The sequence below is a fragment of the Oculatella sp. LEGE 06141 genome, assembly GCF_015207605.1.
Lineage (GTDB): Bacteria > Cyanobacteriota > Cyanobacteriia > Elainellales > Elainellaceae > Oculatella.
This window is the reverse complement of the sequence record NZ_JADEWO010000020.1, coordinates 1-14,307: the sequence shown is the minus strand read 5'-3', so window position 1 is coordinate 14,307 and position 14,307 is coordinate 1. Positions and strand designations below refer to the sequence as shown.

Sequence of the window (14,307 nt, the reverse complement as noted above, 5' to 3'; positions counted from 1 at the left end):
GCTATAGCGCTTAGCAACTCGTTCTTTGGCTCGGTAGAACGGACGAGTTTTGGCTCAGAGCACCATTGTTTCCAACTCCAGAGTAACCACTGTTCTATCCTGGTCGCTCTAGCGTTCACTTGCATCTCACTTCAACTTTTTTTAGAAATGCGCTCTTAGACCACCACTTCAGGAACGGCCTGTAGGCTACCCTGGTTTACCTCACGGTTCTGGGACAATTGAGCGGCGATCGCATCCACATTCTGCTTCGCATCTCCAAATAACAGGCGGGTATTCTGTTTATAAAACAGTGGATTTTCAACACCTGCATAGCCGCTCGCCAGGCTTCGCTTCAGCACCACGACCGTTTTAGCGTTCCACACTTCCAGTACGGGCATGCCAGCGATCGCACTATTGGGATCTTCCAACGCACTCGGATTGACCGTATCATTGGCTCCAATCACCAGCACCAGATCCGTGGTGGCAAAGTCTGAATTGATTTCATCCAATTCCAGTACAAGATCGTAGGGCACCTTTGCCTCAGCCAGCAACACGTTCATGTGTCCCGGCATCCGTCCCGCGACTGGATGAATGCCAAACCGAACCTGAACACCGCGATCGCGCAGGTGCTTCATTAAGGCCGATACTCCATGCTGTGCCTGTGCCACTGCCATGCCATAACCAGGAACAATGATCACCCGTTTAGCCGAATTTATCACCTGAACCACGTCTGCAACCGTCGTTGTGGTTACAGCCCCAGTCGCAGACAGGTTACTCTGGCTAGCGGCTGCCGTTGTACCAAACCCACCCAAAATGACGCTGATGAATGAGCGGTTCATGGCACGACACATAATGTAGCTGAGGATAGCGCCGCTACTGCCCACCAGGGCTCCGGTGATAATCAGCAAATCGTTGGATAGCATAAAGCCTGCTGCTGCTGCTGCCCAGCCTGAGTAACTGTTGAGCATCGAGATCACCACGGGCATATCTGCCCCGCCGATCGCCATTACTAAATGGATGCCCAATAGAGAGGCGATCGCGGTCATAATCAACAGCGGTTGTAGTCCATTGGGTGCTTCAACGCCCATAAACAGAAAGCCCATCCACACCGAGAGAGCAAGGATACTCAAATTCAGCAGATGACGAGCCGGAAGCAGCAACGGTTTACTGCTAATTAAGCCGCGCAGTTTGCCAAAGGCAATCACTGAACCCGTAAAGGTGATCGCACCAATGAACACACCGACAAAGATTTCTACCTGATGAATGGTAGCCTCAACCCCAATCAGCGATCGATCCGGTTGCAAATAATTGGCAAGTCCCACCAGCACCGCTGCCGCACCGACAAAACTATGCAGAATGGCGACCAGTTCTGGCATGGATGTCATGGCGACCCGGGAGGCCACGATCGCCCCAATGATTGCCCCCGGTATGACCACGGTTCCTAAAATGTCGTATCGTGTCCCGCTGGCTGAGAATGCCGTTGCCACCAGAGCAATGAGCATCCCGATGATGCCATAGGCGTTGCCTTTTCGAGCCGTTTCCTGATCGGATAATCCACCCAGGCTTAGAATAAACAAGGCACTTGCTGCAATGTAGGCCACTGATAACATATTTGACATGGGTTTCTCTCTCCTCTATTTCCCTGATAGTCTCGACCCGCTTCTTATCCGTCCTTCTGAAACATTCTGAGCATCCGTTGCGTGACCCAGAAGCCGCCAGCAATGTTGATTGCGCCGATGAAGATAGCGATCGCCCCCAAAATAGTAGTTGGAGAATCCAACCCGCCCGCGATTTGTAGCATACCGCCGATGATAATAATGCCGCTGATAGCATTGGTCACACTCATTAACGGAGTATGCAGTGCGGGTTTTACATTCCAGATAACCTGCCAGCCAATGAAGCAAGCTAGAACAAAGACCGTGAAGTGAGACAAAAAGGATGCGGGTGCCCCAATGCCAATGCCGAGGAGCGCCAAGCCTGCCAGGGGTAGCCAGATGAAGTCGCGGATGGGTTGAGCGGATGGCTTCGTTGGGGCCAGCGGTGGGCTAAGTTGAGGGCGATCGCTCTCTGGTGCCGGCTTTTTTGCGGCTACATCGGGTCGATCGCCTGCCGTTCCGCCAACCTTCTTCACTGGCGGCCAGACGATCGCGCCGTTGTGAAGCACCAGCGCCCCCTGAATCACATCGTCATCAAGATGAATAGCGTACTCATGCCCCCCACCCATTTCCCGCAGCAGATGACAGAGGTTGGTGCCGTACAGTTGGCTGGCTTGTTGTGCCATGCGGCTGGGTAGATCGGTCAAACCAACGATAGTGATGTCATGGTAGCGGTAAACGTCCCCTGGTTTGGTCATGGCGCAGTTGCCGCCCTGTTCTGCCGCTAAATCCACAATGACAGAGCCTTGTTTCATACTCTCCACCATGTCTTGTGTAATTAACACCGGAGATTTCTTGCCGGGAATTAATGCGGTGGTAATGATAATATCTACGTCTTTTGCTTGCGCGGCAAACAGTTCCATTTCTGCGGTGATGTAAGCGTCGCTCATTTCTTTGGCATACCCGCCTGAACCAGTGCCATCCTCAGCGACATGCAGTTCAAGAAATTCGGCTCCAAGGCTCTCAACCTGTTCTTTCACCACGGGACGAGTATCAAAGGCGCGAACGATCGCCCCCAGTCCTTTAGCGGTGGCGATCGCGGCCAGCCCTGCTACGCCTGCTCCAATGACGAGAACCTTAGCAGGCGGCACTTTTCCGGCAGCGGTAATTTGTCCGGTAAAGAAGCGGCCAAAGTGATTAGCGGCCTCAACCACCGCCCGATAGCCTGCCAGATTCGCCATTGAACTCAGGGCATCCATCGTTTGTGCGCGAGTGATGCGCGGAATCGTATCCATTGCCAGAACCGTGGCTTTGCGATCGGCTAACTGTTTTAGCAGGTCTGGATTTTGGGCTGGATAAATGAAGCTAATCAGGGTGCTACCTTCTGGCAGTAACTCAACTTCGTGCTGCTGGAACGTCGGGTGCAGATCTGGCGGACGAACTTTAAGGATAATATCTGCCGATCGCCATACCGTTGCACCGTCAACCACCTGACATCCAGCCTGCCGATAGGCATCATCTGAAAAGTGGGCTGCTTCACCTGCTCCTGCTTCGATCACAACATCAAAGCCAAGGTTCTGTAATACTTTAGCCGTATCAGGCGTTACAGCCACTCGACATTCGCCAGGGTACACTTCTTTGGGAATACCAACCGTTTTAGATGTTTTGGTTTCACGCGCCGCAGGCTGATCCGTTACCCGGTCTTTGGCAATATCTAATGTCATATCATCTCCTTCATGAATAAAACGTTGCAACGGGTGAATTGCAACGGCTGCTCTTGAGAGGATGTTTGAGATGTCTACATGTAGCCCGATCCCCGATCGAAGTGTTGATAGGAGCGTGGTATACCCTGCGGCAAGCAAGCGACGGACACAAATTCCGGTCTGCTTCAGAGGTTAGCTGCCCAATGCACACCCTGACAGGAGGCTGACTGGTTGTTGAGCCGCTTCCGTTCTCGTGGAGATTAAAGCGATGCTTACCAAACGTCCTCTACATTTAAATGAAGCTGGGTTGCGTGAGTCACGTTAGATGGTTGAACGGTAGCAAATGGGATGCATTTGCCTCCTGAACCTCCCAGGATGGGAGAGAATTTGAACCATAAAGAGGTTAAATTCCCCGTTTGGCTGAGCGCTCAGGTCGCAGCCTGACATTAGAGGCTTCGAGCGAGGCTCCGCAGCTTTAAACCATCCTCTAATCTCTAGCGTTCCATAGCTCTCCAGATAACAGAGACGGTAAATAGAGACAGTCATCAGTCAGCCGTTATCGTGATAAACGACATCCCTACTAACAATCTTGAGCGTGGCAAAGAAATGACTCAGGATTGTAACAATTGAAAACGATTAGTCCAGGTAGTTCTTCTTCTACAATAAGTGCCCAATGCGTGCTTTCAAGCTAACAGTATGCAAAACGCAAGAATGTTGTTCCTGATGCACGTCTTTTTCTACTGGTAAACCTCAGGGTTCACACAATGCGGCAAGCGATCGCCCCCTAACCCCGCCATCAGGTTGGCGATCGCCATCTGCGCCATCTTTTCTCGGGTCTGGCGACTAGCGCTACCAATATGAGGCGTAACAATCAGGTTCTCTAATGTCAGCAGGGGGCTGGCGGTGGGAATAGGTTCTGGCTCTGTCACATCTAACGCCGCTGCCGCGATGTCACCCTGGGTTAGCGCTCGATGCAGTGCATCTGGGTCAACAATGGCACCTCGCGCCGTGTTGACCAGAATCGCCGATCGCTTCATTTGGGCAAAGGCGCGATCGCCAAACAGGTGGTGGGTTTCGGCTGTTAAAGGAGCATGAATGGTTACAAAGTCTGATTCGTGCAGCAGTTGCTCAAACGGGACGAACTGAACGCGGAGCGATCGCTCCAGTTCCAGGTTGCGGTGGCCCGTATACAAAATCTGCATTTCAAACCCCTGGGCGCGTCGAGCTACAGCCTGACCGATGCGCCCCAGCCCAACAATTCCCAGGGTCGCACCTGTGATGGTTGCCCCCAGCAGCACATCGGGTTCCCAGGTTTGCCATTGCCCCGCTCGCGTCAGGCGATCGCCCTCAACCACTCGCCGTGCGGCTGCCATCAGCAGCGCCCAGGCAAAATCTGCCGTTGCGTTGGTTAATACATCGGGCGTATGCCCAACGGGAATAGTTCTGGCCGTTGCCGCTGCAATGTCAATGTTGTCGTAGCCCACTGCTAGTTGGCTGATGACCTTCAACGATGTTCCGGTATCGATCAGGTGTCGATCGACGCGATCGGTGAGCAAACACAGCAAGCCGTCGATCGATTTGGTTTTCTCAAGTAGCAGATCGTAGGGTGGAGGTTGCCGTTCTGGCCAAACCTCGACCGTTGCGATTTGTTGTAATGGGTTCAGGTCAGCAGGGAGCTGACGAGTGATAAAAACGTTGAATTGAGACATAACGTAAATAGGCGTAAAAGATTGTAGGTAGAGGATGTGAACCGTAGCCAGTGGGCTGTATTCGCCCCAGTCCCCACGTTGAGGACTTCTGAACCGTCGTTCAGCGGCAAGAAACTTGCATTCAAGCAGGATCAGTGACTATTGCGTTGCTGAATTGCAGTCTGAATTCACTCCATCCCACCCTTCTCTGATAGCATCTAGAAACCATTTTTAACGGAAGGAAGTGGGTATGGGTCTGAAGTTCCTCGCTACCGTGTTGTGGGCTTCGCTGTCTTTAACAGGTCATGTTTCTCTGGCTCAATCATCTGGCTCACCCGCTTTGTCTCCAGAAGCGCCCAACCTGGCAACGCTCAGTGAACCCAGCGACAGTAGGCTAATGGAGTTGATGGCTCAATGGCTATTGGCGATCGGGCTGTTGACGGGTGCGATCGCCATCAGCGTGGGAGTGTATCGTTACAACCAGAACGAGAAATGGTACCGCATTGAGTTTCTGCGTAAAACAGTCAAAGAGTTTGAACAGGATGCCGATATTTGGAAAGCGCTTAAAATATTAGACTTTGAAGAATACCGCGACCATGAAATTCAGCACGCAGGGGAACTCATCACCTTTCGCGTCAACAACGAGTTACTTTGTAGAGCGCTGGCTACGCACGCTCAGCGAAAGATCTATCAAGAACAGATTGAGAAGAAAAAAGTAGAGATTGAGCAGAAGACAAAAACCAATGGTTCAGATGATGAGATCGCAAAACACTATCAAGCTGCGTTAAAACAGTATCAAATTGAAACCGAACTGCGCGACTGGTTTAACAAGATGCTCAATGGACTTGAGCACTTTGGCTACTTTGTTGAATCTGGCATGTTCACAGCCAATGAAATGCGCCCCTGGATGATTTATTGGATTCGCCTGATTGCCGATCGCCAATATAAACGTCAGGACGCGTCCAAGTTTTACGATCAGCTTTATACCTACATTCATGCCTACGGATTCTCTGGAGTCATTCGGTTATTTGAAAGCTTTGGCTATCGGATTTTGCCGACTCCCTACAAAGAAACCGATTTTTCAACGTTGAAGATAGCGCCCGAGGCAGAAATGAATGAGCTGGAGATGCTGCAAAATGCGCTGAGCTTGGCTAAAGCGGCTTATCTGGTGTATCAAAATAAGAGCTACATTGAGGAAATTTCCTACCAACGATGGCAGGTTGAACGGGGAAGTTTGCGCTATTTTGATTGTCAAGAGCGTGATACCCAGGTTTGTGTATTTAAGACCCCACACGTTGTAGTGGTGGCATTCCGGGGCAGCCAGGAAACTAAGGATTGGCAGACCAATTTCCGTACCCGATTGAGAAAAGTGGCTGTAAAAGCCACCACAATGGAACCGTTAAATGAAGATTGGACTCCTCCCAGAGGGCAAGTTCATCGTGGGTTTCAATCAGCCTGGGAAGGAGTTGAAGATAGAGTCATTAAGCGCCTCAGGCAGTGGAATTTAGATCAGCCGTCGCCCTTACCGTTGTTAATCACAGGGCACAGTCTGGGTGGAGCGCTAGCCACGGTTGCGGCGGCTTCATTGGTCAAACGAGGGTTCAATGTTCAAGGACTTTACACGTTTGGGCAACCCAGAGTAGGCGATCTAATTTTTGTGCGTGAAATTGGTCAGTTGCTTAAGGGCAAGGTGTTTCGCTTCGTTAATAATAATGATGTGGTTCCCCACGTGCCACCGCCCTACTTACCCTGGAACCCAACTCGTCTTTACACTCACATGGGACAAATGTTGTATTTCAATGCTCGTGGTACATTCATTAAACACACCGACCCGGTCGTTCGGTTGCTTGATTTTGCGATCGGGCTTCTGCGTGCCTCGTTTGAGCCGGGTCTGGATCTGGTGAATGACCATCGGATGGAGTTTTACATCAGCAATCTTGAAAATGCTGTCAAGATCGAGCAAGAAAAACAAACATTAGACAATGAACTGGAGGACGATGACTAACTACAGGGGAGAAAGGGTTGGGGGATGAGGGAAACCGATTTGCCAGTCAACCCGGCAGTAAGGGTAAAGAGTGAATCAGTTGATCTGGATTGAGGAGAAATAGCAGCGGTTCTTTTGCATCATCTTGAACAATCAGTGTGCCCACATATTGAATATTCAACCTGGAACTGTAGCTGGCGGGAATGGGTGCAAAAGCAGACTCCGGGACATTGCGAACCACCGGGGGAGATTTAAGCGGTAATCCGGCCAAACTGCCTTGTGTGCTGCAAGCAATCAGCATGTATTGGGTTGTGGCTGTATACTCTTGCGCTTGCTCTCCTGGTGGTGTGGCAGCGGCAGGTAATTGTGGCGCAGTGGATGAGTTCCTCAGGGTGCCAAAAATTAGACTTTCTACATCCAAAACCAGCAGTTCTTTTCCTTGATAAACGGTCAGGCTAATACCAACATCGTGCAAGTTGCCATAGGTATTATTCATTGGAACCACTTTCTTAACGGCAAGAATGGGTAAGGCAAACCACTCTTGTTGCATCTGAAAGACGACCACCTGTGACCGTTTTTCGGCTCTACGGTTTCCGGCTCGTTGATTTCTGACAGAAGAGAGAATAGACATAGGATCTATTACGAACGTGTTAGAGATTGGGTTTGAAGAAACTGTTCCAGGATGTTAAGCAGATCTTGTTCTTGATAAGGTTTAGTGACATAGGCACTGGCTCCCAGGCGCATAGCGAGCTTGCGATGTTTCTCACTGCTGCGGGATGTCAGCATGATAATGGGCAAGTCTTTAAACCGCGCATCAGCTCGGACTTCTGTGAGGACACCATATCCATCGAGCCGAGGCATTTCTATGTCGCAGATGATGGCCTGTATCGATAAGCCATTGAGTAACGTATCGACTGCCACCTGACCATCTTTAGCCTCCTCAACCTGATATCCTTCTTTTTCCAGGGCGATCGTCAATATTCGGCGCATGTTAACGGAGTCATCAACTACCAGAATGCGATGGGTTTGAGGGTGAGATGAACTGAATCCAACGGTGCGATCGCGATCTGAATTGGCCTGGAGCAAATTTCGCAATGGTTCTGTCGTTCTGGCAGTAGAACCCTTATCAGTAATCCAATCCAGTAGCTTTAACGCATCGGCTAATGGTACAACCTGACCATCTTCTAAAATAGTACAGCCCGTAAAACCGGGAGGTAGACCCATTGTGTTTTCCACCTGACGGATGACGGCTTCTTGCTCTCTCCAGAAGCGATCGATATAAATTCCTTTGATGCGCTTCCCGTGACGAACAAACACTACGGCGGGTTCGCTTGTAGTTGGTGTTGTTTTTGTATCGATTCCTTTACGGAGGCAGCGAAATTCTAACCATTCATTCAGGCGAATTAACGGTACCGTTAGCCCTTCCCAACTGATCATCTCCTGACCCGGAAAGGAAAAGATCTGCATGGACTTGAAACTCGCCATTTCTTCAATGCTTTCGGTAGGAAAGGCAATTCGCATTCCTGCAATTTCAACTAAAAGCACCTGGATGATGGAGAGTGTAAACGGAATGCTGATGGTAAAGGTAGTGCCAATGCCGGGTTGAGTATCAACCTGAATGCTGCCTCGAACCCGTTCGATATTAGTACGAACAACATCCATGCCAATCCCTCTGCCGGAAAGATTGGTCACTTGATTTGCCGTACTAAATCCAGGCTCGAAGATCAGTTGCAGCAGTTCTTGATCGCTAGAAAAATTGAGTTGCTCTTCCTTTAACCCCATTTGGCGGGCAATGTGGCGAATTCTATCAAAGTTAATTCCCGCTCCATCATCACTGATTGAAATTAGAGTTTGGTTGCCTCGATAGGCCGCTCGAATTTCAATGGTGCCCTGGGGTGACTTACCCGCCACTTGACGAGTAGCTGAATCTTCAATACCGTGGTCAAAGGCATTCCGCAGAAGATGCATGAGAGGATCTCTCAACGCCTCCAGGATAAAGCGATCGATCAAAGTAGAACTACCATGAACCTTGAGATCAACGGCCTTTCCGTGTTGCAAGCATAGATCTCGCACCGTTCTGGGGAAGCGATCGATAATATCCGACAGTGGACGCATACGGGCACGAGTTACATTAGTCTGTAACTCTTTAGCAAGGCGATTGAGATCGCTGCCAGCTTGCTCAATTCCTCTCAGGCTCAGGTTCACATCCCCTGCAATTTCTTGCAGTTGAATGATAGTCTCTTTTTGTTCCTGAGTCAGCACTTGCAGCCCACTGTAGCGCTCCATTTCCAGGGCATCAAATTCGTACGAGTAGTGAACGCCCGCCGTCGGTTGGGGGTGCAGGGGCATTGTACCGATCCCAGCGAGGGAACCTGCTCCACCAGCCAGAGATAGAGCCGAATCAGGAGTGGCAGTCTGATTGCAGAACGCTTGTAGTTGAACATTGGTTTTCTCCAACGTCTGCATCCGTTGCAGGAAAAAGTTGATTGAGTGGTCGAGTTGCCCCAACCGTGAGTTTAGGGTGTTGCGTTGAATAATTAACTCTCCAAACAGATCGCTCAACTGCACCAATAGTTGAACTGGCACCCGCACCGTATGTTCGTGGGCATCTTGATGAGCCGATGCCGAGGTATTGAATTGTTCTGTTGGAACATCAAGAGCCGTCTCCAGAGACGTTTGAGCTGGAGGCGACAGAGAAAGCGTAATTGGAGAACTCGATGAAGCGACTTCTGTGGCGTGAGGTTCGGTTGGGTCTTCTACATGGATACTGGTCACTGAATCAGCAATGGTCACTGAGTCAGCAATGGTCACTGAGTCAGCAATGGTATCATGAAGCACAGGGGAGGATGAGGACGACGAGGCTTGAATCTGCTCAGCTTCGGCGTTTTCGACTATCTCCTGGTAGTCGGATGAATCAATGTCTATGAGGTCATTGAAGTCTACTGCTGGCAGCGAACCGGGCGCAACGCGATCGCCCAAGTCAGGCTCTAAGCTAATTGTGGTAACGCTAATGAGTTCTTCAGGCAGTACCGCTGCAAACAGAACAGAATCAGTTACCGTACTGTCTTCTAAATCCTCATCAGCACCCTCATCCGTTAGCGCTTCAAACGCAACCTGGGTCGGTTCGGACTCTAAGACATGCTTAAATTCAGAGACAATCTGCTCACTGCTGTCTTCTAATATCGCTCCCCCTAAATTGTAAAGCTCCTCAGAGGGTGCCTCTGTTAGTGGAAAGACGGCATGGTCTACTGGTACGGTGGCGGTCGTTTGTTCTACGGGACTGAACCAATCAATTTGAGTCGGGAGTTTCTCCTGCTGGTTGATCATGACTAATGCTAGCGATCGTTGCCATGCTGCTAATGCCACACGGGCGATCGCCTCCACCTGCTCAGAGGGAGCCAGGGCAAGCTGCTCGTAAATAGACTGGCTGAGACGCGTAAAGTTATTGATTTGCAGCATATGCCCCAACTCTGCAAACTCCTCTGCAATCAACTCTAGTTCTTCTCGCAGACAGGGAAGCAGAGGATGCGCCAGTACTCGCTCTAATCGTTCTAACAGCCCCTCCACAGCACTCTCAAACATTAGAGTTGCCGTTCCGGCTCCTACCGATTCATTGAGCAGAATGATGTCATCACTCGCCTGTACTTCACCTAACTGGGTTCGTAGTTGCTCAAAGATAGGATTAGCATAATGAGTCAACCACGATGGATTAACCTGCTCGCCAAAGCGATGCAGCGAGTTGACGTGACGCAAGCAGTCCAGCCCTTGTAGCAGCAGCGTTTTTAAGTGCGTAGTGATCTCAATTGTGTCTTTGCGAACCCGGATAATCTTTAAAAAATCCTCTAGCCGATGAGCCAGTTCACTCAGGAGGGGACAGCCGAGCATAGAACCGCCTCCTTTAATGGTGTGAGCGGCTCGCAGGGCAGCGTCCATCTGCTGAGTGCTTCCACTCGCAGAATTTAGCTCCAACAAAACGGATTCGATGGTGTTGAGATACTCGTCAATTTCGTCTAAAAAATTGAGCCAATTTTCGCGTTCTTTGTCGTAGGACATAATGCATTCATCTGGGCAGGATAGGTTAGCAAATGCCAAACAAATGAGAAGGCTGCTGTCACGATCGTTCAACGACGCGATGAGGAGCGTTAAGCCGTCAACTCATGCCATTGCGATCGCACAACACTCCTGAATGGAGCCAGAAAGGGTGATTGTGCCATGCAACTCCCTAATCTTCTGTGCCAACCTTGAATTGACCCACCGCTGTTTGCAACTCTTGGGCAATGTCTACCGTTTGTCGCAGTGATCCTGCAACATGTCGAGAGGAATCTGAGGTTTGCTCCGACGACCGAGTAATCTGCTTCATTAAATTGGCAACCGTTTGCGAGGTTTCAGCCTGAGACACCGTTGCTTCAGAAATGGAGTGCAGCAATTGATCCATCTTGACGGAAACCTCTACAATCCGCTCCAGGCTCTTCCGCGTTTCTTGAACCAACTGGGTTCCTTCAACCACCTGCATGGTTCCCGCTTCCATTGCTTCGACAACCTCGCGTGTCCCTGTCTGGATATTCTTAACGATCTGCTCAATCTCTTTGGTGGCGGCAGCCGACTTTTCGGCCAGTTCACCCACCTCACGGGCAACCACTGCAAAGCCTTGACCTTCCTCACCCGCATGAGCGGCTTCAATGCTGGCGTTGACCGCTAGCATGTTGGTCTTAATGGCAATCTCGTTAATCAACGAAACCACCTGGGAAATTTGCTGCGAGGATTCCCCTAACTGCTTCACTTTGCGGGCGGTTTCTGCCACGGTTGAGCGCAGAGTTAAAATGCTGGCAACAGTTTGTTCGATCGCCACACCGCCATCTTGAGCAGTCGTAGAGGCAGCCCTCGCCACCTCTGCCGCTTCCCGAGCGCTGTTGGCGACTGCTTGAATGGATTGAGACATCTGCTCAACTGAGTTAAGAGTGCTGGTAATTTCATCCACCTGAGCCAGCGCTTCATCAGCCAGTTGTCGAATCGCACTTTCGTTGTCGCCAACCGACGCGTTTACCTGGTTGGTGGCTGTCTTCACCTGAACCACAATTTTCCGTAGATTTTCAATGATGGAGTTGAATACATCCCCAATAATGCCGATTTCGCCAGCCGTTAATTCTGCTCGAACCGTTAAATCACCACTAGAAGCATCGGCAATGGCTTCAAGCAACTGAGCCAGTTCTTGCTGCAATGCCTCTTTCTCCTGCCGCTGCTGGTCTGCCAGGTCGGTTTGTTGCAGGGTTGCTTCTTCCTGTTGGGCAATGAGATGCTGAAGCTGGTCTGCCATTGTGTTGATGTTCCATCCCAACTGGGCGATTTCATCTTCTCCCTGGATAGCAAGACGGGCATCTAAGTCACCTTGCCCCAGTTGGTTAATGGCTTGCGTGGCTTCAAGGATCGGTTGAGTAGCGCGATTAGAAAGGTAGGCCGCTACGATCGCAACCAATACGGCAGTGATCAGCGTACCGCTCAGGAGGGTAAGAACCAGGGTGCGTTGAGGTGCAAACGCGGTTGCGGTGGGTTCGTAAAGCAATACGCCCCAATCGTAGGACAAGCCTTCCACCTGGGAAACAGGAGCATAGGTTAGCAAATACTTCTGGCCATCAGCCAGAGAAACATCGGTCGTTGTGGCTGCAACCCCACTCTTACTCAGTTCAGCATATTTGGGGAAAATGCTTTGCATCTCCACCCCAGCGCCCTGGTTATCATCCGAGACAAAGACCTGATTCTGTTTCGTAAAAATGGCTCCACCCGGTTGAAACTCCTGACCGTCGATCTTGACGGTACCATCCTCGGTTTGAATGCGGCTGGAGAGAATCTCCTGTTCTTTCCCGTCCGGTGTTTTCTCAAAGTACAGCGGCGGGTGATTCATCACACTAAATTTAATGGAGCTGCCTTCCTCATCCGTACCTGCAAGTTCAGACAGAAGCTGGCGGCTAATGACTTGAGACACATCTTCTGCGTAGGTTCGGCTGTATACCATGTTGGCAAACTGCCGACGAGTGGCATCCGTGAAGGTTGGAACCGCTACAAAAATACCCGTTCTGGCCGTTACGGATGAGGCTCGAACTGACAGCGTCGGACGACCTGTATCTCGGACGCCAAGGTAGTAAGGAACATTTCTAACCGCAAAGAGCTTGTAGGTTGGGTCATATGCTTCAGGCGGAACCTCAGCAATTCGAGTCAGGAATGGCAAGTTAGGGTCGTTGTTGAGATAGACATACCCACCATCGGCTTGAGCCACTGTAATAACCGAATAAGTTGGATCTCGTTCGATGTAACTCTCTAAATACTGAAGAATATTTTCCGGCGGTACCGTCTTACGAACGTCTGGATCAATGACCATTGGATTAGCCGCGATCGCTTCAACATCATGGAGGCGATCGGTCACAAACTCTTCCATGTGCGCTCCAATTTCATTGGCGAGCCGCTGCCGTTCTTCGGTGGTTTCTTGAGTCAATCGAGTGGTTGCAATGTAGGTAGCGATTCCGCCCACTACCAATACGGGTAATGTTCCCAGCATCACCATTAGTATGGTGGCTTTGCCTCTTAACGTTCCTTTTCGCCAAAAGTGCCAGATTGGGCTGGGCCAAACGTTGGTTCGGGACACCGCTGTTCGAGATACATCAGCCTGAAAGTCCTGCCCTTCAGAAGGGTTGGTGAGCGGAGCCAAGGGAGCTTGAATCGTACTTTGAGCCTCACTCTGGTGTGGCTTAAACCCATTGTTAACCGCTTCCGACAGAACGTGATTAGAGGGTTTAATGCGAGAAGAGGTGCCTTTTTGAGTTGTCATTGTACTTGCCTCACAGGGATAGTGATAATTAGTTGTTGACTCAACACGTAACGCAATCAAATCTTGTAGACAAATTGACTTAGGACGTGTTTTAAAGCTCCTGATTGCTCGGTTACATTGTGCTTTTTGCCCCCTAAATCCCCCAGTCCTGGGGGACTTTGAATCGTTCAAAAGTCTATAGAGTTGGGACTTCCGGGATTTAAAACACGCCCCAGGAAAAATGGTACTAAAGGCCATTCAGCGTCTATATCATGGCGCATCAAGCTTCTCAGCCATCCAAAGAGGCTGCTGTCAGCATTATTTGGCTTTGGGGCTATCATGCGTTGCTCCACGCCTCCACAGCACCCAATACAAGATCGTACGGTAGTGAACCCCTCGGCAAAAAAGACTAGTTGATTTGTAGTGCAGGTAAGGGGTCGTTAAGAAATAACTTCACACTTTCTAGGTAAAATATTGCTTAACTTTGAGCATAGAATTACCAGAGCCGTGTCTGAACAACCAGTGCATCAATGCCAATGTCCGATTTGCCAAGCAACCG

The 14,307-nt window shown here is 50.2% G+C and carries 7 protein-coding genes; 1 reads left to right on the top strand and 6 read right to left on the bottom strand.

Going from position 1 to position 14,307, the window contains the following annotated elements; all coding sequences use genetic code 11:
* Positions 1 to 155 precede the first annotated feature (155 nt).
* From IQ268_RS15080 to IQ268_RS15070, 3 genes are all read right to left on the bottom strand, one after another.
* Positions 156 to 1,598 carry an NAD(P)(+) transhydrogenase (Re/Si-specific) subunit beta gene (locus IQ268_RS15080; RefSeq protein WP_193880420.1) on the bottom strand — a complete coding sequence of 481 codons (1,443 nt, stop codon included), beginning with the start codon at positions 1,596 to 1,598 and terminating at the stop codon, positions 156 to 158.
* A gap of 44 nt (positions 1,599 to 1,642) precedes the next feature.
* Positions 1,643 to 3,298, bottom strand: a complete 1,656-nt coding sequence (pntA, locus tag IQ268_RS15075; RefSeq protein WP_193880417.1) for a Re/Si-specific NAD(P)(+) transhydrogenase subunit alpha — start codon at positions 3,296 to 3,298, stop codon at positions 1,643 to 1,645.
* A gap of 716 nt (positions 3,299 to 4,014) precedes the next feature.
* Complete coding sequence (locus tag IQ268_RS15070) at positions 4,015 to 4,986, bottom strand: D-glycerate dehydrogenase (protein WP_193880414.1); 972 nt, start codon at positions 4,984 to 4,986, stop codon at positions 4,015 to 4,017.
* Positions 4,987 to 5,215: 229 nt separating this feature from the next.
* On the opposite strand from IQ268_RS15070, the gene IQ268_RS15065 reads away from it, so the two are divergent.
* Complete coding sequence (locus IQ268_RS15065) at positions 5,216 to 6,970, top strand: lipase family protein (RefSeq protein WP_193880411.1); 1,755 nt, start codon at positions 5,216 to 5,218, stop codon at positions 6,968 to 6,970.
* A 46-nt stretch (positions 6,971 to 7,016) separates the two neighbouring features.
* Here the strand turns inward: IQ268_RS15065 and IQ268_RS15060 are convergent, their stop codons facing one another.
* The 3 genes from IQ268_RS15060 to IQ268_RS15050 all read right to left on the bottom strand — a co-directional run bounded on the left by IQ268_RS15060 (position 7,017) and on the right by IQ268_RS15050 (position 13,769).
* Positions 7,017 to 7,580, bottom strand: coding sequence for a chemotaxis protein CheW (locus IQ268_RS15060; protein WP_193880409.1), 564 nt, complete (start codon positions 7,578 to 7,580; stop codon positions 7,017 to 7,019).
* A gap of 8 nt (positions 7,581 to 7,588) precedes the next feature.
* Positions 7,589 to 11,002, bottom strand: a complete 3,414-nt coding sequence (locus IQ268_RS15055; RefSeq protein WP_193880406.1) for a response regulator — start codon at positions 11,000 to 11,002, stop codon at positions 7,589 to 7,591.
* A 169-nt stretch (positions 11,003 to 11,171) separates the two neighbouring features.
* Entirely contained in the window at positions 11,172 to 13,769 is a 2,598-nt protein-coding gene (locus IQ268_RS15050) for a methyl-accepting chemotaxis protein (RefSeq protein ID WP_228035390.1), read from the bottom strand.
* Positions 13,770 to 14,307: the final 538 nt, after the last annotated feature.

What these genes read in the sequence shown, in the direction of transcription:
- IQ268_RS15080 (WP_193880420.1), bottom strand. Translation starts at nt 1,598, where the DNA reads ATGTCAAATATGTTATCAGTGGCCTACATTGCAGCAAGTGCCTTGTTT.
- pntA (WP_193880417.1), bottom strand. Translation starts at nt 3,298, where the DNA reads ATGACATTAGATATTGCCAAAGACCGGGTAACGGATCAGCCTGCGGCG.
- IQ268_RS15070 (WP_193880414.1), bottom strand. Translation starts at nt 4,986, where the DNA reads ATGTCTCAATTCAACGTTTTTATCACTCGTCAGCTCCCTGCTGACCTG.
- IQ268_RS15065 (WP_193880411.1), top strand. Translation starts at nt 5,216, where the DNA reads ATGGGTCTGAAGTTCCTCGCTACCGTGTTGTGGGCTTCGCTGTCTTTA.
- IQ268_RS15060 (WP_193880409.1), bottom strand. Translation starts at nt 7,580, where the DNA reads ATGTCTATTCTCTCTTCTGTCAGAAATCAACGAGCCGGAAACCGTAGA.
- IQ268_RS15055 (WP_193880406.1), bottom strand. Translation starts at nt 11,002, where the DNA reads ATGTCCTACGACAAAGAACGCGAAAATTGGCTCAATTTTTTAGACGAA.
- IQ268_RS15050 (WP_228035390.1), bottom strand. Translation starts at nt 13,769, where the DNA reads ATGACAACTCAAAAAGGCACCTCTTCTCGCATTAAACCCTCTAATCAC.